Here is a 24,495-nt window from a genome sequence, read left to right as displayed (position 1 = left end):
GACAGAGATAATGGTTGCGGGTAAAAAAGCGTAGCAGGTTGTCGCGGCAGAATAGTGCCAGAAAGTGAAAAGACGTCGATGAGGGTCCATACAGCGGGCTATGCCCTATACTCCTGAGTAATTAAACGGAAGCTAAACATAGCAAAAAATGTAGAGAGTTTGGAAAAAACTTTACCAGTCTTTGCAATAGCTAAGGCTATTTTTTGCGCTGCGAAATTATTAATTGCAGATGAGTGATTTACGGATCTTCATCACATTAATTATTTTTTCACTATCTAAAATAAATCACGGTAGTCAATATTTTCGATCTTACACCCTTACTGAATCGATTTTGTTCGCAAGAGTGATTCAGGATGTATCAACACAGATGATGCATTCACGATAATAAAGGAGGTAGCAAGTGACGATTGCTATTGTAATAGGCACACATGGTTGGGCTGCAGAACAACTGCTAAAAACAGCAGAAATGTTGTTGGGCGAGCAGGAAAACGTTGGCTGGATTGATTTCGTTCCTGGTGAAAACGCAGAAACGCTGATCGAGAAGTACAACGCACAGCTGGCAAAGCTTGATACGTCGAAAGGCGTGTTGTTCCTCGTCGATACATGGGGAGGCAGTCCGTTTAACGCTGCCAGCCGCATTGTCGTTGATAAAGAACAGTACGAAGTCATTGCCGGCGTCAACATTCCCATGCTGGTCGAAACGCTGATGGCGCGTGACGACGATCCCTCTTTCGACGAACTGGTGGCGCTGGCGGTAGAAACGGGTCGTGAAGGCGTGAAAGCGCTGAAAGCGAAAACCGTGGAAAAAGCCGCTCCGGCACCGGTTCAGGCAGCAGCACCGAAAGCGGCAGCGCCGTTAAAACCAATGGGCCCCGATGACTATATGGTTATCGGACTGGCACGTATCGATGACCGACTGATCCACGGTCAGGTCGCGACTCGCTGGACCAAAGAAACCAACGTCACCCGCATTATTGTCGTGAGCGATGAAGTCGCGGCCGATAACGTTCGTAAGACGTTACTGACCCAGGTTGCTCCTCCGGGCGTCACCGCCCACGTTGTTGATGTGGCAAAAATGATCCGCGTCTACAACAACCCGAAATACGCAGGCGATCGCGTCATGCTGCTGTTTACCAATCCAACCGACGTAGAACGTATCGTTGAAGGTGGCGTGAAACTCACCTCCATCAACATCGGTGGTATGGCTTTCCGTCAGGGTAAAACGCAGGTGAACAACGCCGTTTCGGTCGATGAAAAAGATATTGAAGCATTTAAAAAGCTGAATGCTCGCGGTATCGAACTGGAAGTCCGTAAAGTTTCCACCGACCAGAAACTGAAAATGATGGACCTGATTAGCAAGGTAGCAAAATAACCTTGCAAGTCGCGTCCCCGTTTTCAACTTAAGACTTAATCAACAGGAGAAGTACAATGGAGATTACCCTTCTTCAGATTGTGCTGGTGTTCATCGTCGCGTGTATTGCGGGTATGGAGTCGGTACTTGATGAGTTTCAGTTCCACCGTCCTCTGATCGCTTGTACGCTGATCGGCGCCGTTCTCGGCGATATGAAAACCGGTATCATCATCGGTGGTACGCTGGAAATGATCGCTCTGGGCTGGATGAACATCGGTGCTGCCGTTGCACCTGATGCGGCACTGGCATCTATTATTTCCACCGTTCTGGTTATCGCCGGCCATCAAAGCATTGGCGCCGGTATCGCCCTGGCAATCCCGCTGGCAGCAGCAGGCCAGGTACTGACCATTATCGTTCGTACTATTACCGTGGCATTCCAGCACGCCGCTGATAAGGCCGCCGAAAACGGCAACCTGACAGCGATTTCCTGGCTGCACGTGTCGTCCCTGTTCCTGCAGGCAATGCGTATCGCTATCCCTGCGGTTATCGTGGCAATCTCTGTCGGCACCAGCGAAGTACAGGGTCTGCTGAATGCGATTCCTGAAGTGGTTACCGGTGGTCTGAACATCGCGGGCGGTATGATCGTCGTCGTTGGTTACGCAATGGTCATCAACATGATGCGTGCGGGCTACCTGATGCCGTTCTTCTACCTGGGCTTCGTTACTGCCGCGTTCACCGACTTCAACCTGGTTGCTCTGGGTGTGATCGGTACCGTAATGGCTATCCTCTATATCCAGCTGAGCCCGAAATACAACCGCGTAGCGGGTGCGCCAGCGCAGGCTGCTGGTAATAACGATCTCGATAACGAACTGGACTAACAGGTGAGCGAAATGGTTGATATGACTAAAAATACCACCGAGAAAAAACTCACTCAGAGTGATATTCGTGGCGTGTTCATTCGTTCTAACCTGTTCCAGGGGTCATGGAACTTTGAACGTATGCAGGCGTTGGGCTTCTGCTTCGCAATGGTACCGGCAATTCGTCGTCTGTACCCGGAGAACAACGATGCCCGTAAACAGGCGATTAAACGTCACCTGGAGTTCTTTAACACCCATCCGTACGTCGCGGCGCCGGTTCTAGGCGTAACGCTGGCGATGGAAGAGCAGCGTGCTAACGGTGCAGAGATCGACGATGGTGCGATTAACGGCATCAAAGTAGGTCTGATGGGGCCGCTGGCCGGCGTCGGCGACCCGATCTTCTGGGGTACCGTTCGTCCGGTATTCGCTGCACTGGGCGCAGGTATCGCGATGAGCGGCAGCCTGCTGGGTCCTCTGCTGTTCTTCATCCTGTTTAACGCAGTACGTCTGCTGACCCGTTACTACGGCGTGGCATACGGCTACCGTAAAGGTATCGACATCGTTAAAGATATGGGCGGCGGCTTCCTGCAAAAACTGACCGAGGGGGCGTCAATTCTCGGCCTGTTTGTCATGGGGGCTTTGGTTAACAAGTGGACGCACGTGAATATCCCGCTGGTGGTGTCAACAATCACCGGTCAGGATGGCCAGACTCGCGTCACCACCGTGCAGACCATTCTTGACCAGCTGATGCCTGGCCTGGTTCCTCTGCTGCTGACCTTCGCCTGTATGTGGCTGCTGCGTAAGAAAGTGAACGCCCTGTGGATCATCGTTGGCTTCTTCGTCATCGGTATCGTGGGCTATGCTATCGGCCTGCTGGGCCTGTAAGTATCCTGTTGTACGCCGGGGGCTTAGCCCCCGGTTTTTTTTTACCGGAGGATGGATGACAATCACGGATCTGGTGCTGGTTCTGTTTATTCTTGTTCTGCTGGCGTTTGCAATTTATGACCAGTTTATTATGCCGCGGCGCAACGGTCCGCAGCTCCTGACTATCCCCCTGCTCCGCCGCAGCCGTGTCGATGGGATCATCTTCGTCGGCCTGGTGGCTATTCTGATTTACAACAATATCACCAACCACGGCGCGTTAATCACCACATGGTTATTATCTGCACTGGCGTTGATGGGCTTGTACCTGTTCTGGATCCGCACGCCGAAAATCATCTTCAAAACCAGTGGTTTTTTCTTCGCCAATATCTGGATTGAATATAGCCGCATTAAAGAAATGAATTTATCGGAAGATGGCGTGCTGGTGATGCAATTAGAACAGCGGCGTTTGCTTATTCGGGTCAAAAACATTGATGACCTTGAGAAGATATACAAACTTCTCGTTTCAACTCAATAACTTAAAAATATAACCCGTGCTATATCTCGTCAATTTTTAACCAATTCCAGCGAATGAAATATAGCATCGGCTATATTTCATTCGCCCACTTCGCCGATATTAATTAACGAATCATTTACTTGTAACTTCAAATGAAAATCGTTATCATTTGGTTGTCGAAATAAATAAATCCTGTTATTGTTTTATATTCTAAAAATATGTTAAGGTTGCGCCCGTCGTTGGGGAGTAGCCGATTTCCTGCCTGCCAGGAAATGTACGTGTCAACATACTCGTTGCAAAACGTGGCACGTACGGGTCGAAAAGAAGTTCGATCAGGCGAGACCATAGACACATCACCGCTATACGCCATACCTCTTTACCGGGTCGCGTATGTTTACTGGGGGTAGTGATGTGTCATATGGATTTTCCCCGGTCAGGACGCATGTATGAACCTATCTGCCACGATTCTTCTTGCCTTTGGCATGTCCATGGACGCTTTCGCCGCATCAATCGGGAAAGGCGCCACTTTACACAAACCTAAATTTTCTGAAGCCTTACGCACCGGACTGATTTTCGGCGCGATCGAAACCCTCACGCCACTCGTTGGTTGGGGTATGGGAATGCTCGCCAGTCAGTTTGTCCTCGAGTGGAACCACTGGATCGCCTTTGCACTGCTGATTTTTCTTGGCGGCAGGATGGTGGTTGAAGGCTTCCGCACAGGCGACAGCGAAGCCTGTGAGGCTCCTCTCCGTCATGGATTCTGGTTGCTGGTGGCGACCGCTTTCGCCACCAGCCTCGATGCAATGGCCGTCGGCGTGGGCCTGGCTTTCCTGCAGGTGAACATCATCGCCACCGCCCTCGCGATCGGCTGCGCAACGCTTATCATGTCAACGCTGGGGATTATGGTCGGACGGTTTATCGGCCCGCTGCTTGGCAAACGGGCAGAGATCCTTGGTGGTATCGTCTTGATTGGTATCGGCAGCGAAATTCTCTGGAGCCACTTCGCCGGCTAATTCTCAGGCCTCGCGCTGCCAGAAGTGGAGCATAAAATCCGTCTGGCAGCTAAAAATGTCCTGCGCTCGTAGTGTTTCACGCACCTCAGGCTTTGCCCGCCACGCAAACGGCGTCATCTGCAGTAACGCTTCGGCTTCTTGCCCGCTCAGCTGCATCGGATAGGCCAGCTGTTGCTGCTGACGTAAGACAAAGCCGGGCATTGCCTCATGATTTTCCTCATGCAGGCGCACTTCATCATAAATCAACCCTTTCAGCTCCATCAGATGGCGAGGCCCCGGCGTAGCGGTAATCACCCAGCCACCAGGGACGATCGCCCGGGCCAGCTCCTGGGCATTGCAGGGGGCATAAATCCGCACCACCGCATCAAGGCTGGCGTCATCAAACGGCAGACGCTGGCTGGAAGCAACACAAAAATCCACCTGCGGATAGCGTTTCGCTGCCGCACGAATGGCTGATTTAGAGACATCCAGGCCCCAACAGTGCCCGACAATACTTGCGAAGGCGTGAGTGTAGTACCCTTCCCCACAGCCAATATCCAGCAGACGTGACGGCGTTTCGGTGCGCAAGAACTCGCAGATCGCATCGCGCAGGGGTTGATAGTGACCGGCATCAAGAAACGCCCGGCGGGCCTGCATCATCTCGGCGCTATCACCCGGATCGCGAGAGCGTTTGAACTGCACCGGCAGTAAATTGACATACCCCTCTTTCGCCAGATCGAACTGGTGCCGCTGCGGGCAGGTAAAACCGTTGTCGCGGCGGACAAGCGGCGCGTGGCAAAGCGGGCAACTGTATGACATAACAACTCCGGTGTCGCTAAAAGGGCGAAAGTGTAGCGCTATTCGCCCTTTCAGACCACTGTTACAACGCAGGCGGCGCGGCTTCTCCGTTGTGCATCACGATAAGATTCTCTGACCCCTGTGGCATACCATCCGGCATGACATTTTCCAGACGCAGCACATCGCCCATGATCTGGCTGAATACCGGTGCGGAAACCGCTCCGCCATAATAGGCCCCGTTGCTGGGATCGTTAATCACCACCACCAGCGCGAACTGCGGGTGGCTGGCGGGGGCGACCCCTGCCGTATAGGCAATATATTTGTCGATGTATCTGCCGTCCGGGCCGATTTTTTTCGCCGTCCCGGTTTTTACCGCAATACGGTAATCACGAACTGCCGCCTTGGTCCCACCGCCGCCAGGCAGAGCCACGCTCTCCATCATGTGCTCCACTTCATGCACGATCGGTTCCGGCATCACTCGGGTGCCGATCACCGGCGGGTCGATTCGGGTTATCGATAATGGGCGCTGGATACCAAAACCGCCAATGGTGGCATAGACGTGCGCCAGCTGGAGCGGCGTAACCATCAGACCATAGCCAAACGCAAAGGTCGCCCGGTCAAGCTGCCCCCAATAGCGACGCTGCGGCATCAGGCCCGAACTTTCGCCGGTGAGGCCCAGACCGGTCGGTTCGCCAAACCCGAACGCTTTGTAGGTATCGAGAAGATGCTGAACCGGCATCGCCAGTGAAAGGTGCGAGACTCCGGTATCGCTTGATTTCTGCAGGATGCCGGTCAACGTCAGTTCCGGGTAATAGCCCACATCGCGGATCCGGTGACCATCCAGCACAAACGGGTGGGTGTCGACCACGCTGTCCGGCTGCACGATCCCCTGCTGGAGAGCCGTCATGACCACCAGCGGCTTAACCGTCGAACCAGGTTCAAAGGTGTCACTGATGGCCCGATTGCGGAAATCATCCAGTTTCGCGTCATCACGGTTGTTAGGGTTGAAATCCGGATAGCTGGCCATCGACAGAATCTCTCCGGTGTCGATTTTAATCAGCACCGCGGCACCAGACTCAGCCTTATTCCACTTCACGGCATTATCCAGCGCATCTTCCGTCACCGTTTGCAGGCGCTCATCAATACTTAACTGAATGGTGTGCGCGGGCACCGCCGGCACCTCGGTGATATTTTCGATCACGTGGCCATGACGGTCTTTACGCACCAGTCGCCGCCCGGCTTTCCCCGTCAGCTGACTGTTAAAACTCTTCTCAACCCCTTCAATGCCCTGGTTATCAATATTGGTAAATCCCAGCAGGTTGGCCGCCACGTGCCCTGCCGGATAAAACCGCCGCGACTCATCGCGCAGGTTGATCCCCGGCAGATGGAGTTTATCGATCCATTCAGCCTGTTCCGGATTGACCTGACGAGCCAGATAAATAAAACGCATGTGGGGATGAGCTTCGATGCGTTTGGCCAGGTCCCCAAGGTTAAGGTGTAGCGCCTCCGCCATCGCCTGCCAGCGCGGACCATAGCCAACGCCGCCCTTTTCCATCATCGTCTGCGGGTCGGCCCAGATGGCACTGACCGGGACGCTGACCGCCAGCGGACGGTTTTCACGATCGCTGATGGTGCCCCGCTGAACGTCAATAGGTTCTTCCCGTAACGAGCGCATATCTTCTTGTTTAACCAGGTTATCTGGTGAAATGATTTGCAGCCAGGCCACGCGGCCTAACAGGAATCCGAGACAACCCAAAATCGCTACGCACAACAACCCAAAACGGACCGGGGTGAAATGAGCGGCTGACTGATTTTTATTCTTTGGCACCATAGCTCCAGCATTATTTTGCAACCACCTGATTTAACAGGAAATCACCAAATCAGGATGCGAAACAGTGCGAATAACGGTGATGTTTTGCAACAAGGCGCGACAAAGGAGGGAGAATGGAAATGTTTTGCAATAAAAACTAAAAAGCCCCGCAGAGGCGAGGCTTTTCTTACAAGATGAGTGGTCTTGAATCAGATAGCAGTAACGTTAACTGCTGCCGGACCTTTCTGGCCGTCCTGAATTTCGAACTCAACGTTCTGGCCTTCAGCCAGAGTTTTGAAACCATTACCCTGGATAGCGGAGAAGTGTACGAACACATCTTTGCTGCCATCAGCCGGAGTAATGAAACCAAAACCTTTAGACTCGTTGAACCACTTAACCTGACCTTTAATCTTTGCCATTTGCAAAATTCCTTAGACTGTTTTCTTCGCCCATCGGCGCTTACATAGATAAAACTCTGACACACTACTGCATGAGGCACTAATATAAGGTTCGGCAGAGAAGCAGTATTCAACGACAACGTGTTTACTCAGGACTTCTTTACTGAAAATGCCACACATAAACAGAACTGTACCTCGTTTAACCCGAAACGTGTTATCACATACAACGTAAATAATGGCAAGCCATTTTTAAAGGTGTCTCGATCCTTCGCACAGATTATAAGGGAATCATTTGATCACCTGCACATTTATGCGTGCTTAACTACTGCGGACGGCACGCGTCAGCACCCCGCTCTGGCCCTGATAATGCGCGCAAAGATTGCAACTTTTTTACCATTGCTCAACAACTTCTGTCGGTTCAACACGCCGGCATATGCGCGGTGTCCTGCGAGCGTATGTGCAATGGCATGCGCATAATGATGCACATGCTGGTGTATATCGATAGTTGAATATTGTCTTAAATGGAGCCTGTATGGTGATATAAAACCGACGCAGCGGTCACAGTATGAATATTATGGATAATACTATTTAAACATGAAGTATTAATGACATAATTGTCCATCAGGTAATTAAAACATATTGTTATTACTTTATTTGATTTACTAAAAAGCCGTGACGCTGACAGGAAGAATTGAGAGCCAGCCCACATTAACGCACAAGAATTGGGCGATCGGAGTAAGAAAAAAGATAAGAAAAAGTTATAGCGTTATGGGGTAATCCAGGTGTACACCGGGCGGTGCACACCTGTCAGCGTGTTACCTACCGTTCAGCGACCAGACGGATGAAGTCATCCCCGTCTTTTTCTGCCACTGATGCGTTGGCAACCTCTTCCTTCTCAGGTTCATTGGCTTCACAGAGACGACGCAGCAGCACATTTTGCCGCTTTTGCTGGTCCAGTAACGCCTGTAGCAGTTCAATCTGCTCATTGGTGCGCGAACTTGCGCGATTAACAAAAAACCACAACAACAAACCGACAAGCACCAGCACGATGGAAAGCGCCAGCGAAGCCAGATTTAAGATCCCAGGATTTAGTAACTCACTCATTTCACCACCTCAAAGAGAAGGCGTTTATTCTACCACTCGCAGAGCAGAAGAAAATCCGTCGTAATAAAAATGTCTTACCAGGGGATAAACTTGTTGATGGTGCAGATGCCGCTGAAAAATTGTACATCTTGATCGCACATTACGTTAAGCATCTGAGTCCATAGCAATAAGCAACCGGCTATGACGACGATCAGCAAAACCCAGCGTAATTTTTTCACTCCACTCTCCGCATCAGTATCAGATGTTTCCAGGATAACATGCGCATCTTAAACCGTGACTAACTGTAATACGAAAGGTAAGTTTAGGAATCATAGACTTGTTTCAAGACATCTAACTGTCAATATATCGTCAAGGATAATGCAAACAATGAGGCAACAATGCGATTAATCATTCGTTCCATTGTAGTACTGGCCATCGTGTGGATTGGTATTCTGTTAAGCGGTTATGGGATTTTGATCGGCAGTAATGAGAACGCCGCAGGACTGGGGCTTCAGTGTAAATACCTGACCGCTCGCGGCACCAGCACAGCGCAATACGTGCACTCCGACAGCGGAATTATCGGGCTGACCGATTGCCCGGTTTTACGCAAAAGTGAAACGGTCATCGACAAAGGCTAACGCATTCCGGCAACAGCAGAAGCGCGACTCCTGCTGTTGCCGGTGAACCCGACGGCCATTCACATCAGAATGGGTAGTCGTTGTATCCCATCTGTTCTGAAATTTTGCGCGCCGCGGTGTGCAGCATCTCAACATACTCGTGCAGACGCTCTTCAGAGAAACGCAGCGTCGGGAATGAGATACTCAGGCCGGCAATCACCACGCCAAAGCGGTCGAATACCGGTACGCCGATGCAGCGCAGCCCTTCTTCCTGCTCTTCGTTGTCTTCGCCATAACCCTGTTGACGCACCTGCTCCAGTACCCCAATCAGCTCTTCCGTGCTGGTAATGGTGCGGTCGGTGCTACGCTTGTACTCAACGCCTTCCAGAATTTGCTCGACTTCCGCGCGATCGCGCCACGCCAGCAGCACTTTACCGATAGCGGTACTGTACAGTGGGTTGCGACGGCCAACGCGCGAGTACATACGCAGGTTGTACATTGAGTCAATTTTGTGGATATAGACAATGCTGTCTTCATCCAGCGCGCCCAGGTGGACAGTCTCTTTCGTCAGACGTGAAAGTTCACGCATCTGAATGTCGGCACTGCGGATCAGGTCGACATTTTGCAGCGCACGGGCACCCAACTCAAATAGCTTCAGGGTCAGAGAGTATTTCTCCGATTCGCCTTCCTGAGCCACATAGCCCAGCGATTTCATGGTCTGCAAAAAGCGATAAACGGTGCTTTTTGACATCATGACGCGCTGGGACAGTTCGGTAATGCCAATTTCACGCTCTTCACCAAGCGCCTGCAGAATGCCAAAAACCTTCAATACCGAAGAGACAGAATCTGGCTGTTTATCCAAATCTGCAACTGCCATTTATCACCTCATCGTAACTGTTTTATAAAAATTAGAACCGGTTTTTATTATAAATTCGCATCAGCGCCCCCGCAATCGATCTTCTGCCCATTCGTTACAAATCTGCGACATACAACCGAATAATCAATGCTAAAATTATTATCCATAGAATAATACCCCCTTAAAGACACATATTTGACATGGATAAAAATATTTCTGATGGCCTGCCGACGCCCCAGCGCCATGGTGCCATCCTGACCATCATTTTGGGGTTGGCCATGGCGGTCCTCGACGGCGCGATAGCCAACGTCGCGCTGCCGACCATTGCAACGGACCTGAATGCCTCCCCCGCGGCATCAATATGGATAGTCAACGCTTACCAGATAGCCATCGTCATCGCTCTGCTGCCGCTCTCCTTTCTGGGCGACATGTTTGGCTACCGTCGGGTCTACAAAATCGGCCTGGCGCTTTTTACCCTGACCTCGTTAGCCTGCGCCCTCTCCCGTAGCCTGGAGATGCTGACCCTCGCGCGCGTCGCTCAGGGTCTTGGCGGCGCGGCGTTGATGAGCGTGAATACGGCGCTGATCCGCCTTATCTTCCCCCAGCGTTTCCTCGGGCGCGGGATGGGGATTAACTCATTCGTGGTGGCGGTGTCATCGGCGGCAGGTCCGACAATTGCTGCAGCGATCCTCTCCGTCGCCTCCTGGCAATGGCTGTTTTTGATTAATATTCCGCTGGGGATTGTGTCGCTGATCCTCGCCATGCGCTTCCTGCCCGCCAACACCGGGCGGAGTAAGATCACCCGCTTCGACCTTCCCAGCGCCATTATGAATGCGCTGACCTTTGGCCTGCTGATTACCGCCCTCGGCGGTTTTGCGCAAGGTCAGTCCGGTAAACTGGTGCTGGCTGAAGTGGCCGCGGTCGTCGTGATCGGCTTCTTTTTTGTCCGCCGCCAGCTGCAAATGCCGGTGCCGCTGTTACCGATAGATCTGCTGCGGATCCCGCTGTTTTCACTCTCTATCTGCACCTCAATTTGCTCGTTCTGCGCGCAAATGCTGGCGTTGGTCTCCCTGCCCTTCTTCCTGCAGTCGATGCTGGGGCGTAGCGAAGTGGAAACCGGGCTGTTGCTGACACCGTGGCCTCTAGCCACGATGGTGATGGCGCCGCTGGCAGGTTATCTGATAGAGAAAGTTCATGCGGGATTACTTGGCGCGGTCGGCATGCTGGTGATGGCCGGGGGCCTGTTTGGTCTGGCGCTGTTGCCCGCCTCTCCCTCTGACCTGGATATTATCTGGCGCATGGCGCTGTGCGGTGCCGGTTTTGGTCTGTTCCAGTCGCCGAATAACCACACCATTATCTCTTCCGCCCCTCGCCATCGCAGCGGCGGCGCCAGCGGCATGTTAGGGACCGCGCGTTTGCTGGGGCAAAGTGCCGGCGCGGCTTTGGTGGCGCTGTTCCTGAATTTACAGGGCAACGGCGGCACCCACAGCGCATTGCTGCTGGCCGGCGGGCTGGCGGTGATGGCCGCCGCAGTCAGCGGGCTTCGGGTCACTCAGCCTCGTCCTGAGTCCTGATCGACGGCGTTCGTGCGGCATAAAAAAACGCGGCCCGAAGGCCGCGTTTTTGTCTGCAAGTACTGTGTTACTTCAGGTATTCACCGCTACGCAGCGCTTCGATACGCTTATCCAACGGCGGGTGAGTCATGAACAGTTCGCTCATTGACTTCGCTTTACCGTTAATGCAGAACGCCATCATGCTGCTGGCTTCCTGCGGCTCGTAGCTGGTTTTCAGACGCTGCAGCGCCGCAATCATTTTCTCACGGCCAACCAGCTTCGCAGAGCCGGCATCGGCGTGGAATTCACGATGACGCGAGAACCACATGGTAATAATGCTCGCCAGAATACCAAACACCAGTTCCAGCACCGTCGCCACCGCGAAGTAAATCAGCGGGTTGCCGTTACTGCTTTCGCTGTCATCACGGTTGCCGCCAAGGAACCCGGCCGCAATCTGCGCGATAACGCGCGAGATAAAGATAACGAAGGTGTTCACCACACCCTGAATCAGGGTCATGGTGACCATGTCGCCGTTGGCGATGTGGCTGATTTCGTGAGCGATAACGGCTTCAGCTTCGTCACGACTCATGTTTTGCAGCAGTCCGGTACTGACGGCCACCAACGACGCATCACGGCGCGCACCGGTAGCGAAAGCGTTGATGTCAGGCGCATGGTAAATAGCTACCTGCGGCATACCGATACCCGCCTGCTGCGCTTGCTGCGAGACGGTATTCATTAGCCAGCGTTCGGTTTCGTTACGCGGCTGCTCAATCACTTCCCCACCCACTGATTTCAGCGCCATCCATTTCGACATCATCAGCGAAACGATCGAGCCACCAAAACCAAAAAGCAGCGCCATGATCAGTAATCCGGTCATGCTGCTTGACTGAATTCCCGTCAGGCTTAGCACCAGCCCGAACACCACCATAACTGCCAGGTTGGTCATCAGGAAAAGCGCGATTCGCATCATAATTTTCTTTTAACCTCGATTTAACAAAACGCACTATGCGATTACCCATATCGTATGGGTAGTAGGCTAATTTTCAACTATCAGCCCCTGCTAAGTCACGAGAAAAACACAACTTTACATTTTGTCGCACTGTTCTGACACCAGCACAGCTTGTTGACATTTTGTATATTCGACGTGGGAATAACCGGCGGGAAACAGAAAAGAAAACGGGCACATGATTTGTGCCCGTTGGGTACTTATTTTGCTACCGGCGGCTCTACCGCCGGCTGCGCTTTCTCAAGATGCGCAAGGTCGATCGCGATGTGGACCGTTTCATCGAGATACGGATCCGGCTCCTGGTAATCTTTCGGCAGATCGTCCAGTTTCTTCAGCGCCGGCTTGCCTTCACGCTTCAGACGGTCATTGATCCGCGCCAGGCGGGTCGCATCGTCTTCTTCGTTCTCTTTCTCACGCTGGGCGTAATTCAGAGAGACGATATAACGCTTATCTTTCATTGCGTTATAGCGGGCAATATCCTTCATGATGTACTGGAATTCCGGATCTTTGGCAATGCGTGCATCGTGCAGCTTCAGCAGTTCCGGGTCGAAAGGCTGCAAATCACCGGATTTCACGTAGGTCGCGGCATTCACACTATCCCACGGCAGCGCGTTATCTTCATACTGCTCGCCGGTTTCACGATCTTCGGTACCGGTTGGCATCATGATATCCGGCGTCACGCCTTTACGCTGAGTACTGCCGCCGTTGATGCGGTAGAACTTCTGGATGGTGTACTGTACCGAACCCAGCGCAGGCCAGTCAGGACGCAGCATCTGATCGTAAATACGGTTCAGAGAGCGATACTGCTGAACGGTGCCTTTGCCGAAGGTCGGCTCGCCAACAATCAGCCCGCGGCCATAATCCTGCATAGCGGCGGCGAAAATTTCAGACGCGGAAGCACTGAAACGGTCAACCAGCACCACCAGCGGACCTTTGTAATAGACCACGCCATCGGTATCGCTGTCTTCGCGCACTTTGCCGTTGTTATCACGCACCTGGACTACCGGCCCTGATGGAATGAACAGACCAGAAAGCGAAACCGCTTCGGTCAGTGCCCCACCGCCATTGCTGCGCAGGTCGATAACCACGCTACTGACGTTCTGCTTCTCCAGCTTCTGCAGCTGAACTTTCACATCATCCGTCAGACCAACGTAGAAGCCAGGAATGTCCAGCACGCCGACTTTTTCTTTACCGACGGTTTTCACCGACATTTTCACCGCGCGGTCTTCAAGGCGAATCCGCTCACGGGTCAACGTCACGATGCGGGTTTTCGCGCCCTTGCCAGCCGGCAGAACCTCAAGGCGAACCTTGCTGCCCTTCGGCCCTTTAATCAGGGCAACCACGTCATCCAGACGCCAGCCGATAACATCGACCATGCCTTTTCCAGACTGGCCGACACCCACAATACGATCGCCAACGCTAATTGACTTGCTCTTCGCCGCAGGGCCACCGGCCACCAGCGAGTTGATCACCGTATAGTCGTCGTCCATCTGCAATACCGCACCGATCCCCTCTAACGACAGGCTCATTTCGGTGTTGAACTGCTCAGTATTACGCGGTGACAGATAGTTGGTGTGCGGGTCGATTTCGCGGGCAAACGCGGTCATCACCAGCGAGAACACATCTTCGCTGTTGGATTGCGCCAGACGGCGAATCGCAAATTTATAACGGCGCGTTAAGGTCTCGCGGATCTCTTTGTCATCTTTGCCAGCGAGCTTCAGGCTCAGTTGGTCAAACTTCACCTTGGCGTCCCACAGCGCATTCAGCTCGGCTTCGTCTTTCGGCCAGGGCGATTTGCTGCGGTCAAGATTGAAGCTATCGTTGCCGGTGAAGTCCATCGGACGCTCCAGCACCTTCAGCGCGTACTGATAGCGCTCAAAACGACGCTTCTGCCCCAGGTTATACAGGTCGTAGAAAACGTCCAGCTTTCCGGTGCGCAGTTCATCGCCGATTTGATTTTTCTTTGCCGAAAACTGAGCAATATCGCTGGCCAACAGCACGTTGTGGCTGTAGTCCAGCAGGTTCAGATAACGATCGAAAATTTTTGCCGAGAAGGCGTTGTCGAGATCAAACTGCCGGTAGTGAGAACGCGTAAAGCGGGAAGTGACACGTTCACTCACCGTCGCGTGCTGCGGCTCTTCTTTCAGCACCGGTATTTGATCGACTCGGGTAATATCGTCCACGGCGAACGCATGGCCTGCTATTGCTAGCAGGCCCGCAAGCGCGGTGAGCTTAAAGAGTTTGTTCATGCCTGGCCCGGCCTCCGTTTCAGAACACCAGGTGTTCTGCGCGTACAATCATTGACAAACCAGAAGTCAGCTGTACACGAACGCCATCTTTGGTGATTTCCAGAACGGTGGCGTCCATCGCGTTGTTGCCTGCTTTCACCTTCAGCGCCTGACCAACGCTTAACGCGGTCAGATCTGAGACTGGAGTCAGGCGCGGCTCTTCACGCGGTGCTTTCGCAACGGCAGGACGCGGCTTACGCTGTTCGGTGCCTTCTTTGCGGCGAACCTGAGGACGTGGCTTACGCTCGCGACGCGCACCATCTTCCTGCTGACCTGCAGCAGCGGCGGCTTCGCGCTTTTTAGCCTGCTGGCTTGCGCGCTGCGCCTGGACGCGAGCTTTTGCTTCTTCGAGCTGCTGACGGGCATGAGCAACGTGCTGCTCTTCCAGTTCACCACACGGGTTGCCATCAAGGTCAACGCGGATAGCGCCTGGTTTAACGCCGTACAGATAACGCCAGCTCGAAGTATAAAGACGTAAAGCGGCACGAAGTTGGGTTTTACTGAGATTCATCTCCCCCCCAACACGCTCAACAAGATCCTGAAAAATACCGACTTTCAGGGGGCGAGCTTCACCTTCAGCACTGAAGCACTGAGGGAAACGTTCGGCCAGAAACGCGATAACTTCTTTACTGCTATTCAACTTAGGTTGATTTTCCATGAAATTTCCTGATTACAACGGACGTAGCCAACAAGCCGCAGGCATGAACAGGCGACATTATAATGACGCCATCGCTAAATGCTACGTTATCCGTTGATTATCCTGCGACGCGGGCAAATATTTTTTGGTAGTCGGTCGCAGAAATGAGTTTTTCCAGATGCGCGACCAGTTCAGCCAGCCCCTGCTCATCTTCAGCAGTGAAGCGGGCGTACGCGGTACTGTCGATATCCAGAACGCCAATAATCTGGTTGTTCACCTGCAAAGGAAAAACGATTTCCGAATTGCTGGCGGCATCACAGGCAATGTGCCCGTCGAAGGCATGGACATCTTCCACACGCTGTACACGGTTTTGCGCAACAGCTGCACCGCAAACCCCACGTCCGACCGGGATCCGCACGCACGCCAGCTTGCCCTGGAATGGACCCAACACCAGCGTATCGTCTTCAAGCAGGTAGAAGCCTGCCCAGTTGACCTCAGTCAGACGCTCAAACAACAGCGCGCTGGTATTAGAGATCATCGCCAGAAAACTGGTTTCACCTGCCATTAATGCCTGAAAGTCACGGTTAAGCTCCGCGTAAAACTCTGTTTTGTTCATTATGTAATCACTTAGTTGTCTTACTGCCAAATACGTACAGCCTAATAAAATAAGCATTAAATGCGTTCAGGCTCAAGATGAATTCAATCCTGGGTTAATATAGTGAGATACATTCATCCCTGTACGTAATAAATGCCACTAAAAACACAACCGCTGACGCCAGCGAAAAAAATGATCGTGCATGCGGTCAGTAGTCCACTGCCGCAAGCGCATTATCACCGCTGCCCGCAGTGCGATATCCTGTTCAGCCTGCCGGTGCTGAAGCGCCATCAGAGCGCCTGGTGTCCGCGCTGCAATGCGAAGATCCGCGATGGCCGCGACTGGTCGCTCACTCGTCTGGGCTGTATGGCTATCGCCATGCTGCTGCTGATGCCCTTCGCCTGGACTGAACCGCTGCTGCGCCTGCATCTGCTCGGCGTGCGCATCGACGCTAACGTTTTACAGGGCATCTGGCAAATGACCGACCAGGGCGATCCGCTCACCGCTGCGATGGTGCTGTTCTGCGCCATTGGCGCTCCGGCAATCCTGGTCATCGCTATCGCCTACCTGTGGTTGGGAAACGTGCTGGGCATGAATCTCCGCCCGGTATTGCTGATGCTGGAAAAGCTTAAAGAGTGGGTGATGCTGGATATTTATCTGGTCGGCATTGGCGTGGCGTCCATCAAGGTGCAGGACTATGCGTTTCTGCAGCCTGGCGTCGGGCTTGTGGCCTTCATTTCACTGACCTTGCTCAGCATTCTGACGATCATTCATATGAATGTGGAAGAGCTCTGGGAGCGCTTTTACCCCCAGCGGCCCGCCCTGCGTCCCGACCCGGCGCTGCAGGTGTGTACCGGCTGTCATCACACCGGTTTTCGCGATGCTCGCGGGCGCTGTCGCCGTTGCCATACGCCGTTACACCATCGGCGGCCGCAAAGTCTCCAGCGCAGCTGGGCCGGGTTGATTGCCTCCATGGTCTTTCTGCTGCCCGCAAACCTGCTGCCGATATCGGTCATCTACGTGAACGGCGCGCGGCAGAATGATACGATTCTGTCCGGCATTATGTCGCTGGCAAACAGTAACGTGGCGATCGCCGCCGTGGTGTTTATCGCCAGTATTCTGGTGCCATTTACCAAAGTTATTGTGTTGTTTACGCTGCTGGTCAGCATACAATTCAAGTGCGAGCAGGGTCTGCGCACCCGCATCCTGCTGCTCAGGCTGATTACCTGGATTGGCCGGTGGTCAATGTTAGATCTGTTTGTTATCTCATTAACCATGTCACTGATTAATCGCGACCAACTCCTCGCTTTTACGATGGGGCCCGCTGCGGTATATTTCGGCGCCGCAGTAATATTAACTATCCTTGCTGTTGAATGGCTGGACAGCCGCTTACTTTGGGACGCACATGAGTCAGGAAACGCCGGCTTCACCGACTGAAGCCAGAATTAAAACCAAACGTCGCATCTCACCTTTCTGGCTGCTGCCGGTGATTGCGCTGATGATCGCCAGCTGGCTCATCTGGACCAGCTATAACGATCGCGGAACCACCATTACGATTGATTTCCAGTCGGCCAACGGCATTGTCCCGGGGCGTACCCCTATCCGCTATCAAGGGGTAGAAGTGGGTACCGTTGAAAATATTTCATTAAGCAAAGACCTGAGCAAAATCGAAGTGTCTGCCAGTGTTAAAGGCGACATGAAAGGGGCACTGCGCCAGGACACTCAGTTCTGGCTGGTGACGCCAAAAGCCTCTCTGGCCGGCGTATCGGGTCTTGATGCCCTGGTAGGCGGCAACTATATCGGCATGATGCCGGGGAAAGGTGAAGCCCAGGACCATTTCGTCGCCCTCGATACCCAGCCGAAATACCGTATCAGCAACGGCGAGCTGATGATTCATCTTCAGGCGCCTGACCTCGGTTCGCTGACCAGCGGCTCGCTGGTCTATTTCCGCAAAATTCCGGTGGGCCGGGTGTACGACTTTGCGCTCAATGCGAACAATCAGGGCGTCAACATCGATGTGCTGATCGAGCGTCGCTTTACCAATCTGGTGAAAAAAGACAGCCGTTTCTGGAATGTCTCCGGTATTAAGGCAGATGTCGGCCTGAGCGGCGCGAAGGTCCAGCTGGAAAGCCTGTCGGCGATGGTCAATGGCGCGATTGCCTTTGACTCACCAGCCAGTTCCCAAACCGCACCGCAAAATGCCGAATACGGGTTATACGAAGATTTGGCCCATAGCCAGCGCGGCGTGCTGGTTGCCCTTGACCTGCCGGGCGGCGAAGGACTGAAAGCCGGTTCTACGCCACTGATGTATCAGGGGCTGGAAGTCGGGCAACTGACCAAACTCAACCTCACTCCCGGCAGTAAAGTCACCGGTGAGATGACGGTCGACCCGAGCGTGGTTACCCTGCTGCGGGATAAAACGCTTATTCAGATGAAAAAACCCAAGATTTCGCTGGATAACCCAAGCCTGAGCGCCCTGCTGACCGGCAATACCTTTGAACTGGTGCCCGGCGAAGGAGAAAATCGCAATCATTTCGTGGTACTGCCGGCAGACAAAGCGCTGCTTGAAGAGCCGGACGTTGCCACGCTTACCCTGACGGCGGCGGAAAGTTACGGCATTGATGCCGGGCAACCGCTGGTGCTGCACGGCGTCAAAGTAGGTCAGGTTCTTGAACGCAAGCTCACGGCCAAAGGCGTCACCTTCCAGGTGGCGATTAACCCGGAATATCGTGATCTGGTCCGCGGCGACAGTAAGTTTGTCGTCAACAGCCGCCTGGATGTCAAAGTCGGTCTGGACGGCATTAAAGTTCTGGGCGCCAGCGCCAGCGAGTGGGTCGATGGTGGTATCCGCATTATTCCTGGTGAAAAAGGGGCGATTCAGTCCAGCTATCCCCTGTATGCCAATATGGAAAAAGCGGAAGAAAATAGTCTCAGCGACGTCCCCACCACCACCCTGAGCCTGACGGCGGAGACCCTACCGGACGTGCAGGAAGGCTCGGTCGTGCTGTACCGTAAATTCGCCGTCGGCGAGATTATCTCCGTTAAGCCACGACGCAATGCCTTCGATATCAACCTGCATATCAAACCGGAATACCGCCACCTGCTGACCAGCAACAGCGTCTTCTGGGCCGAAGGCGGGGCTAAGGTGCAGCTCGACGGCAACGGTCTGACCGTACAGGCATCTCCGCTGTCCCGCGCCCTGCGAGGAGCTATCAGCTTTGACGAACTCAGCGGCAACAGCGCCAGTGCCCGGGTGGACAATAAGCGCATTCTCTATGCATCAGAAACTGCCGCGCGCGCTGTCGGCGGGCAGATTACATTGCATGCGTTTGACGCCGGCAAAATTTCTGAAGGGATGCCGATTCGCTACCTCGGGATTAACATCGGCCAGATTCAAACCCTGAATCTGATTACCGCGAAAAACGAAGTGCAGGCGAAAGCGGTGCTCTACCCGGAATACGTCAACACCTTCGCCCGTGCCGGGACGCGTTTCTCGGTGATCACGCCGCAAATTTCGGCTGCCGGTGTTGAACATCTGGATACCATTTTCCAGCCTTATCTCAACGTCGAACCGGGCCGCGGCTCACCCCGTCGTGATTTTGAGATTCAGGAAACGACCATCAGCGACTCGCGCTATATCGACGGGCTGAGCATCGTGGTTGAAGTGCCGGAAGCAGGTTCACTGGATATCGGTACGCCGGTGCTGTTCCGTGGGCTTGAAGTCGGGACCGTCACCAGCCTGACACTCGGCTCCATGTCGGATCGGGTGATGGTCAAAATGCGAATCAGTAAACGCTACCAGTACCTGGTGCGCAACAACTCGGTATTCTGGCTCTCCTCCGGCTATAACTTCGACTTTGGACTGATTGGCGGAGTGGTGAAAACCGGGACGTTTAACCAGTTCATTCGTGGCGGCATCTCCTTTGCGACACCGCCTGGCACGCCGCTGGCGCCGAAGGCTCAGGATGGTAAGCACTTCCTGCTGCTGGAGAGCGAGCCAAAAGAGTGGCGCGAATGGGGCACCGCCCTGCCGCAGTAGTCAACCTAACGCTCCGGTGTCCCCCGCCGGAGCGTTTATGCTAAACTGCGCACCCTTTTTTCTTGTGGTGCGCAGCAGTGGCTCATAACGCAGTCTATTTTCCCGAACAATTCCTCGCCCAAATGCGTGACGCTATGCCCGCGCATCTCTCCTTCGATGATTTTATCGCCGCCTGCCAGCGCCCGCTGCGCCGCAGCCTGCGTGTCAACACGCTGAAAATCACCGTTGCCGATTTTCTGCAACTGGTCGCGCCTTACGGTTGGCAACTGACGCCGATCCCGTGGTGCGAAGAAGGTTTTTGGATCGAACGGGACGATGAAGACGCCCTGCCACTGGGCAGCACCGCCGAGCACCTGGGCGGCCTGTTTTATATTCAGGAAGCCAGCTCCATGCTGCCGGTTGCCGCGCTGTTTGCCGATGGCGAGATGCCGCAGCGGGTGATGGATGTCGCCGCCGCGCCGGGGTCGAAAACCACCCAGATCGCCGCCCGTATGGGCAACGAAGGTGGGATCCTGGCCAATGAATTTTCCGCCAGCCGGGTGAAGGTCCTGCATGCCAATATCAGCCGCTGTGGCATCAGCAACGTGGCGCTGACCCACTTTGACGGCCGGGTATTTGGTGCCGCGCTACCGGAGTGTTTCGATGCCATTCTGCTCGACGCTCCCTGCTCCGGCGAAGGCGTGGTGCGTAAAGATCCTGACGCCTTAAAAAACTGGTCGCCGGAAAGCAACCAGCAGATCGCCGACACCCAGCGAGAGTTAATCGATAGCGCCTTTCACGCGCTGCGCCCCGGCGGTACCCTGGTTTACTCCACCTGCACCCTCAACCAGCAGGAAAACGAAGCCGTCGTACAGTGGCTGCTAGCGCGTTACCCCGAGGCGGTTGAAGTACTGCCGCTTGGCGAACTGTTCCCGCAGGCCACAGAGGCCTTAACCGCCGAGGGTTTTCTCCACGTCTTCCCGCAGATTTTCGACTGCGAAGGCTTTTTTGTCGCCAGGCTGCGCAAAACCGCCGCCATTGAAGCGCTGCCTGCTCCCGGCTACAAAGTGGGCAAGTTTCCGTTTTCACCGCTGAAGGGCCGGGAAAGCGCCGCCGTTCGCGCAGCGGCCGCCGCCGTCGGCCTGCACTGGGACGACAGCCATAACCTGTGGCAGCGCGACAAAGAGATCTGGCTGTTCCCGAAAGCGCTGGAGTCGTTGATAGGCCAGGTCCGTTTTTCACGCATTGGCCTGCGTCTGGCAGAGACCCACAACAAGGGATATCGCTGGCAGCATGAAGCTGTCATCGCTCTGGCCGCGCCGGACACCCCTTTCGAACTGACCCAGGCGGAAGCCGAAGAGTGGTACCGGGGCCGCGATGTTTACCCCGAGACGCCACCGCGCCAGGATGAAGTCATCGTCACTTTCCAGGGCGCCACTCTGGGGCTGGCGAAAAAAGTAGGTTCGCGGCTGAAAAACAGCTACCCGCGAGAACTGGTGCGCGACGGGAAACTTTTTGCTGGTCAGGCGTGATCGAGTGCAAAAATACCGCACTTTTTGACTGGCGATTTACGCCCCATTGTCTACGCTGAAAAATGTCGACCTTAACTGGTCGTACCACAATTCAGCAGACCAATGGGGTGAGTGTATGAGCAAAACCAGCATACGTATCGGCGCGTTTGAGATAGACGATGCCGAACTGCACGGTGAACAGCAGGGCGAGCGAACGTTAAGTATTCCTTGTAAATCCGATCCGGATTTATGCATGCAGCTGGATGGCTGGGACACAGAAACCAGCGTACCCGCGATTCTTGATGGCCAACATTCCGTTCTCTACCGTAAACATTACGATCAACAATCCGATGCCTGGGTCATGCGCGTAGCCTGATTCAAAAAGAACCCGTCGCCTGAGACGGGTTATTTATCCCCGCCGCTTCTGAACTACCCTATACTGATTAACAAACCCGGACATGAGGCCAGGATGTTTGCCTTAGTTTTGTTTATTTGTTACCTGGATGGTGGTTGCGAGGATATTGTCGTGGATGTTTACGATAACGAACCCCGGTGCCTGGTCGCCATGGACGATCAGCGAATACGCCACGGAGGCTGCTTCCCCGTCGAGGATTTTGTCGATAGTTTCTGGCAACCCGCCAGCGAATACAGCGATTTTTAGATCCCTTATTGCAGCTGCACCAGCGTCAGCTCACCGCCAAATACCGCCCCGGTATCGATGTAATGCTGATTATCGCTGTCATAGCGCTGCTGCAACGGCGTATGGCCGAACCAGAAATGATCCGCCCCATCAATCGCACCATGCCGCCCGGCAAGATGATCGGTGAGACGCTGGCGGTTCCACAGTACCTGCTGTTCATCCACCGGCTGTTGCCAGCGGTAACGTTGTGCCGGATAGTCGGCGTGAGCCACAATATGCCGCGTCGTTCCGCAGTTTAGCTCGACGATCGACGGCAGCTGGCGACAACATACGAAAAGCGCATCGACCTGCTGGCGCTCGGCTCGCGAACTCGCCTGATACCACTGACCGCCGTTCATCATCCATAACATTTGCTCTCCCTGCTCTTGTGCATCCAGCGCCATCTGTTCATGGTTGCCGCGTACCGCGAGAAACCAATGGCAACGCAGCAGCCCCAGACATTTCGCGCTTTGTGGGCCGCGGTCGATCAGATCCCCCACCGAGATCAGAAGATCCTGGTAGGGGTCGAATTTAAGGTGGCGCAATCGGGCCATCAGCAGGGAAAAGCAGCCGTGCAGATCGCCAACCACCCAGATATAGCGCCAGGATGAGCCATCAATACGCTGATACATATTTTATCCTCCCGATACACTTATCATTAATTATCGTTCGCGACCCCGTCGCCAGCCACCTCAATCAAATTTAAACGAAACACAAATATAGTCCGCCGGGATATTAATCTCGCCGCGAGCAGCCCTTAAAATAGGGGCATAATAACGACGAGGTATTTTATCGTGACGGACAATAGCCTGCATTCAGTCTACACCCAACAGCCATCCACAAATTTGATTGCCGATCTGGTGATGGGCCGAGTTATTCCCGCTCCGATCTGGCACAAGCGGCAATATCGCTTTAAGTTTTTGCTGCGCACGCTTTTATTTTATACCCCGACCCGGGAGATGTTAGATTATCTTTCGCTACGTCCTGATTTTAAACAGCTGCTTGCCGCACAGGTGACGCTACCGGGGAAAGTCCATCGCCAGTATCTGAACCGGGGACTCAACGCCCGACAGCGCGCCCAGGCAATAATCAGCCACTATCAGTTTGTAGATTCGCTTTCCGGTACGCCGCTGGCCGCCGCCATGACCTCTGCTAAAGAGATGCCGTTGCTGGAGCTGCAGGGCAAAGATGAGGCCCGCTTCACCCTGTCGGCCTCCTCCGCCGGTAAAGCCGAGCGTGAAGGTGAAACCACGCTATGGCTGCGCGATGGCAACCAGACGCTGCTGGCCAGCGCAACGTTCAGTATCGTGCGCCAGCAGGATCGGTGGCACCTGGTAATCGGTGGCCTTCAGGGGCCGCGGCGCAACGTGTCCCATGAGGTGATTAAGCTTGCTACCCGCGCCTGCTACGGGTTGTTCCCGAAGCGCCTGCTGCTGGAGTTTATCTGGGCGCTGGCGGCCCGAAGCAATATCCAGGCCATTGATGGCGTGAGCGATAACGGCCATGTTTTCCGCGCGCTGCGCTATCGTCTGAGCAAGGGTCGTCATTTTCACGCCAGCTATGATGAGTTCTGGCGCTCGATTGACGGCGTACCGGCAGATGGCTGGATCTGGCGTTTACCGCTACGCCTGGAACGAAAATCGCTGGACGACATTGCCAGCAAAAAACGGTCGGAGTACCGCCGTCGTTTTCAGTTGCTTGATGATTTGGCCGGGCAGGTCAACAGGCTCATCTCCCGTCTTTAATGGCGTGGGCCCGGTTTAAATCAAATAAACGCCGTTTTGCGCAGCGGCGTTTGCATCCTGCACCGTGGTTTCGTTACTATCGTACCTTCATCGTTTCCGTTCAGGTAGCCATTGAAGTTATGAGTAAAGCAGAAGCCGTGCTGTTGGCTATCCTTTTAATTATTTTGACGGCTTCCCTGTGGTTTATTTTCAGCGGTGAAATCTGGTCCCTTGTCAGTTATCTGGAGACACAGCTATACCCCACGTTGGTCGCACCAGAATAAATACTTTTCATTTTACAGTTCAACCGCCAGTTTCTTGCACCGCCATATTATTCATTCCCA

26 protein-coding genes are annotated in these 24,495 nt (G+C 53.9%); 14 read left to right on the top strand and 12 right to left on the bottom strand.

Annotated features, from left to right (window positions below; genetic code table 11):
• Positions 1-400: 400 nt before the first annotated feature.
• The 5 genes from manX (at position 401) to mntP (ending at position 4,599) form a co-directional block, all read left to right on the top strand.
• Entirely contained in the window at positions 401-1,372 is a 972-nt protein-coding gene (gene manX, locus ACMYSN_RS24510) for a PTS mannose transporter subunit IIAB (RefSeq protein ID WP_462496485.1), read from the top strand.
• Positions 1,373-1,428: 56 nt separating this feature from the next.
• The gene (manY, locus tag ACMYSN_RS24505) at positions 1,429-2,229 is read left to right on the top strand and encodes a PTS mannose/fructose/sorbose transporter subunit IIC (protein ID WP_462496484.1); all 801 of its coding nucleotides are present in this window, start codon (positions 1,429-1,431) and stop codon (positions 2,227-2,229) included.
• Between the two features lie 12 nt (positions 2,230-2,241).
• The gene (locus ACMYSN_RS24500; RefSeq protein ID WP_123754868.1) at positions 2,242-3,093 is read left to right on the top strand and encodes a PTS mannose transporter subunit IID; all 852 of its coding nucleotides are present in this window, start codon (positions 2,242-2,244) and stop codon (positions 3,091-3,093) included.
• 55 nt (positions 3,094-3,148) lie between these two features.
• On the top strand, positions 3,149-3,607 hold the full coding sequence (locus tag ACMYSN_RS24495) for a DUF986 family protein (protein WP_462496483.1): 459 nt from the start codon (positions 3,149-3,151) through the stop codon (positions 3,605-3,607).
• Positions 3,608-4,032: 425 nt separating this feature from the next.
• Positions 4,033-4,599 carry an MntP/YtaF family protein gene (gene mntP / locus ACMYSN_RS24490; protein WP_462496482.1) on the top strand — a complete coding sequence of 189 codons (567 nt, stop codon included), beginning with the start codon at positions 4,033-4,035 and terminating at the stop codon, positions 4,597-4,599.
• A 3-nt stretch (positions 4,600-4,602) separates the two neighbouring features.
• Here mntP and rlmA read toward each other — a convergent pair whose 3' ends face one another.
• The 6 genes from rlmA to mgrB all read right to left on the bottom strand — a co-directional run bounded on the left by rlmA (position 4,603) and on the right by mgrB (position 8,906).
• Positions 4,603-5,397: a 23S rRNA (guanine(745)-N(1))-methyltransferase gene (rlmA, locus tag ACMYSN_RS24485; protein WP_462496481.1), complete on the bottom strand. Its 795-nt coding sequence runs from the start codon at positions 5,395-5,397 to the stop codon at positions 4,603-4,605.
• 61 nt (positions 5,398-5,458) lie between these two features.
• Positions 5,459-7,207 (bottom strand): peptidoglycan glycosyltransferase FtsI, encoded by a 1,749-nt coding sequence (gene ftsI / locus ACMYSN_RS24480; protein WP_462496480.1) that lies wholly within the window; start codon positions 7,205-7,207, stop codon positions 5,459-5,461.
• Positions 7,208-7,395: 188 nt separating this feature from the next.
• Complete coding sequence (cspE, locus tag ACMYSN_RS24475; RefSeq protein ID WP_001062678.1) at positions 7,396-7,605, bottom strand: transcription antiterminator/RNA stability regulator CspE; 210 nt, start codon at positions 7,603-7,605, stop codon at positions 7,396-7,398.
• A 12-nt stretch (positions 7,606-7,617) separates the two neighbouring features.
• Complete coding sequence (locus ACMYSN_RS24470; protein ID WP_154144708.1) at positions 7,618-7,764, bottom strand: DUF2627 domain-containing protein; 147 nt, start codon at positions 7,762-7,764, stop codon at positions 7,618-7,620.
• A 639-nt stretch (positions 7,765-8,403) separates the two neighbouring features.
• Positions 8,404-8,688 (bottom strand): YebO family protein, encoded by a 285-nt coding sequence (locus tag ACMYSN_RS24465; protein WP_123754872.1) that lies wholly within the window; start codon positions 8,686-8,688, stop codon positions 8,404-8,406.
• A gap of 74 nt (positions 8,689-8,762) precedes the next feature.
• The gene (gene mgrB / locus ACMYSN_RS24460) at positions 8,763-8,906 is read right to left on the bottom strand and encodes a PhoP/PhoQ regulatory lipoprotein MgrB (RefSeq protein ID WP_041146201.1); all 144 of its coding nucleotides are present in this window, start codon (positions 8,904-8,906) and stop codon (positions 8,763-8,765) included.
• A 159-nt stretch (positions 8,907-9,065) separates the two neighbouring features.
• Here mgrB and ACMYSN_RS24455 point away from each other — a divergent pair, with 159 nt between their 5' ends.
• Positions 9,066-9,305, top strand: a complete 240-nt coding sequence (locus tag ACMYSN_RS24455; protein ID WP_123754873.1) for a YobH family protein — start codon at positions 9,066-9,068, stop codon at positions 9,303-9,305.
• 64 nt (positions 9,306-9,369) lie between these two features.
• Here ACMYSN_RS24455 and kdgR read toward each other — a convergent pair whose 3' ends face one another.
• Positions 9,370-10,161, bottom strand: a complete 792-nt coding sequence (kdgR, locus tag ACMYSN_RS24450) for a DNA-binding transcriptional regulator KdgR (protein ID WP_123754874.1) — start codon at positions 10,159-10,161, stop codon at positions 9,370-9,372.
• A gap of 179 nt (positions 10,162-10,340) precedes the next feature.
• Between kdgR and ACMYSN_RS24445 the strand changes: the two genes are divergently transcribed.
• Complete coding sequence (locus tag ACMYSN_RS24445; RefSeq protein WP_462496479.1) at positions 10,341-11,714, top strand: MFS transporter; 1,374 nt, start codon at positions 10,341-10,343, stop codon at positions 11,712-11,714.
• Positions 11,715-11,781: 67 nt separating this feature from the next.
• On the opposite strand, the gene htpX is transcribed toward ACMYSN_RS24445, so the two are convergent.
• The 4 genes from htpX to ACMYSN_RS24425 form a co-directional block, all read right to left on the bottom strand.
• Entirely contained in the window at positions 11,782-12,663 is an 882-nt protein-coding gene (htpX, locus tag ACMYSN_RS24440; RefSeq protein ID WP_123754876.1) for a protease HtpX, read from the bottom strand.
• 236 nt (positions 12,664-12,899) lie between these two features.
• Positions 12,900-14,948: a carboxy terminal-processing peptidase gene (gene prc, locus ACMYSN_RS24435; RefSeq protein WP_462496478.1), complete on the bottom strand. Its 2,049-nt coding sequence runs from the start codon at positions 14,946-14,948 to the stop codon at positions 12,900-12,902.
• A 19-nt stretch (positions 14,949-14,967) separates the two neighbouring features.
• Positions 14,968-15,645, bottom strand: a complete 678-nt coding sequence (gene proQ / locus ACMYSN_RS24430; protein ID WP_434584142.1) for an RNA chaperone ProQ — start codon at positions 15,643-15,645, stop codon at positions 14,968-14,970.
• A gap of 97 nt (positions 15,646-15,742) precedes the next feature.
• The gene (locus ACMYSN_RS24425; RefSeq protein WP_462496477.1) at positions 15,743-16,240 is read right to left on the bottom strand and encodes a GAF domain-containing protein; all 498 of its coding nucleotides are present in this window, start codon (positions 16,238-16,240) and stop codon (positions 15,743-15,745) included.
• A gap of 132 nt (positions 16,241-16,372) precedes the next feature.
• Between ACMYSN_RS24425 and yebS the strand changes: the two genes are divergently transcribed.
• The 5 genes from yebS (at position 16,373) to ACMYSN_RS24400 (ending at position 22,409) form a co-directional block, all read left to right on the top strand.
• A complete protein-coding gene (gene yebS, locus ACMYSN_RS24420) occupies positions 16,373-17,656 on the top strand; it encodes a membrane integrity lipid transport subunit YebS (RefSeq protein WP_123754880.1) in 1,284 nt (427 codons plus the stop codon).
• Positions 17,625-20,258, top strand: coding sequence for a PqiB family protein (locus tag ACMYSN_RS24415; RefSeq protein ID WP_462496476.1), 2,634 nt, complete (start codon positions 17,625-17,627; stop codon positions 20,256-20,258). The genes yebS and ACMYSN_RS24415 overlap by 32 nt, the downstream gene beginning before the upstream one ends.
• Before the next feature lie 77 nt (positions 20,259-20,335).
• A complete protein-coding gene (gene rsmF / locus ACMYSN_RS24410; protein WP_462496475.1) occupies positions 20,336-21,769 on the top strand; it encodes a 16S rRNA (cytosine(1407)-C(5))-methyltransferase RsmF in 1,434 nt (477 codons plus the stop codon).
• 115 nt (positions 21,770-21,884) lie between these two features.
• Entirely contained in the window at positions 21,885-22,124 is a 240-nt protein-coding gene (locus ACMYSN_RS24405) for a YebV family protein (protein ID WP_154144702.1), read from the top strand.
• Positions 22,125-22,217: 93 nt separating this feature from the next.
• Positions 22,218-22,409, top strand: a complete 192-nt coding sequence (locus tag ACMYSN_RS24400) for a YdfD/YebW family protein (RefSeq protein ID WP_123754884.1) — start codon at positions 22,218-22,220, stop codon at positions 22,407-22,409.
• Between the two features lie 5 nt (positions 22,410-22,414).
• Here ACMYSN_RS24400 and pphA read toward each other — a convergent pair whose 3' ends face one another.
• Positions 22,415-23,059 carry a metallophosphoesterase family protein gene (gene pphA / locus ACMYSN_RS24395; protein WP_462496474.1) on the bottom strand — a complete coding sequence of 215 codons (645 nt, stop codon included), beginning with the start codon at positions 23,057-23,059 and terminating at the stop codon, positions 22,415-22,417.
• Positions 23,060-23,221: 162 nt separating this feature from the next.
• Here pphA and ACMYSN_RS24390 point away from each other — a divergent pair, with 162 nt between their 5' ends.
• Together ACMYSN_RS24390 and ACMYSN_RS24385 are read left to right on the top strand one after the other, a co-directional pair.
• The gene (locus ACMYSN_RS24390) at positions 23,222-24,172 is read left to right on the top strand and encodes a VirK/YbjX family protein (RefSeq protein ID WP_462496473.1); all 951 of its coding nucleotides are present in this window, start codon (positions 23,222-23,224) and stop codon (positions 24,170-24,172) included.
• 119 nt (positions 24,173-24,291) lie between these two features.
• Positions 24,292-24,435: an Ecr family regulatory small membrane protein gene (locus ACMYSN_RS24385; protein ID WP_148060384.1), complete on the top strand. Its 144-nt coding sequence runs from the start codon at positions 24,292-24,294 to the stop codon at positions 24,433-24,435.
• Positions 24,436-24,495: the final 60 nt, after the last annotated feature.

Origin of the sequence: Klebsiella sp. R445, from assembly GCF_051131755.1 — a bacterium.
GTDB classification, from domain to species: domain Bacteria; phylum Pseudomonadota; class Gammaproteobacteria; order Enterobacterales; family Enterobacteriaceae; genus Klebsiella; species Klebsiella lignicola.
Note: the sequence above shows the minus strand (reverse complement) of the source record. Positions and strands in the feature narration are given on the sequence as shown.

Coding starts and splice junctions, on each gene's coding strand:
- rlmA (WP_462496481.1), bottom strand. CDS start 5,397: ATGTCATACAGTTGCCCGCTTTGCCACGCGCCGCTTGTCCGCCGCGAC.
- ACMYSN_RS24500 (WP_123754868.1), top strand. CDS start 2,242: ATGGTTGATATGACTAAAAATACCACCGAGAAAAAACTCACTCAGAGT.
- ACMYSN_RS24385 (WP_148060384.1), top strand. CDS start 24,292: ATGAGTAAAGCAGAAGCCGTGCTGTTGGCTATCCTTTTAATTATTTTG.
- ACMYSN_RS24455 (WP_123754873.1), top strand. CDS start 9,066: ATGCGATTAATCATTCGTTCCATTGTAGTACTGGCCATCGTGTGGATT.
- prc (WP_462496478.1), bottom strand. CDS start 14,948: ATGAACAAACTCTTTAAGCTCACCGCGCTTGCGGGCCTGCTAGCAATA.
- mntP (WP_462496482.1), top strand. CDS start 4,033: ATGAACCTATCTGCCACGATTCTTCTTGCCTTTGGCATGTCCATGGAC.
- htpX (WP_123754876.1), bottom strand. CDS start 12,663: ATGATGCGAATCGCGCTTTTCCTGATGACCAACCTGGCAGTTATGGTG.
- ACMYSN_RS24465 (WP_123754872.1), bottom strand. CDS start 8,688: ATGAGTGAGTTACTAAATCCTGGGATCTTAAATCTGGCTTCGCTGGCG.
- proQ (WP_434584142.1), bottom strand. CDS start 15,645: ATGGAAAATCAACCTAAGTTGAATAGCAGTAAAGAAGTTATCGCGTTT.
- ACMYSN_RS24495 (WP_462496483.1), top strand. CDS start 3,149: ATGACAATCACGGATCTGGTGCTGGTTCTGTTTATTCTTGTTCTGCTG.
- ftsI (WP_462496480.1), bottom strand. CDS start 7,207: ATGGTGCCAAAGAATAAAAATCAGTCAGCCGCTCATTTCACCCCGGTC.
- pphA (WP_462496474.1), bottom strand. CDS start 23,059: ATGTATCAGCGTATTGATGGCTCATCCTGGCGCTATATCTGGGTGGTT.
- ACMYSN_RS24405 (WP_154144702.1), top strand. CDS start 21,885: ATGAGCAAAACCAGCATACGTATCGGCGCGTTTGAGATAGACGATGCC.
- ACMYSN_RS24400 (WP_123754884.1), top strand. CDS start 22,218: ATGTTTGCCTTAGTTTTGTTTATTTGTTACCTGGATGGTGGTTGCGAG.
- ACMYSN_RS24415 (WP_462496476.1), top strand. CDS start 17,625: ATGAGTCAGGAAACGCCGGCTTCACCGACTGAAGCCAGAATTAAAACC.
- ACMYSN_RS24445 (WP_462496479.1), top strand. CDS start 10,341: ATGGATAAAAATATTTCTGATGGCCTGCCGACGCCCCAGCGCCATGGT.
- kdgR (WP_123754874.1), bottom strand. CDS start 10,161: ATGGCAGTTGCAGATTTGGATAAACAGCCAGATTCTGTCTCTTCGGTA.
- ACMYSN_RS24425 (WP_462496477.1), bottom strand. CDS start 16,240: ATGAACAAAACAGAGTTTTACGCGGAGCTTAACCGTGACTTTCAGGCA.
- ACMYSN_RS24470 (WP_154144708.1), bottom strand. CDS start 7,764: ATGTGTGGCATTTTCAGTAAAGAAGTCCTGAGTAAACACGTTGTCGTT.
- cspE (WP_001062678.1), bottom strand. CDS start 7,605: ATGGCAAAGATTAAAGGTCAGGTTAAGTGGTTCAACGAGTCTAAAGGT.
- manY (WP_462496484.1), top strand. CDS start 1,429: ATGGAGATTACCCTTCTTCAGATTGTGCTGGTGTTCATCGTCGCGTGT.
- yebS (WP_123754880.1), top strand. CDS start 16,373: ATGCCACTAAAAACACAACCGCTGACGCCAGCGAAAAAAATGATCGTG.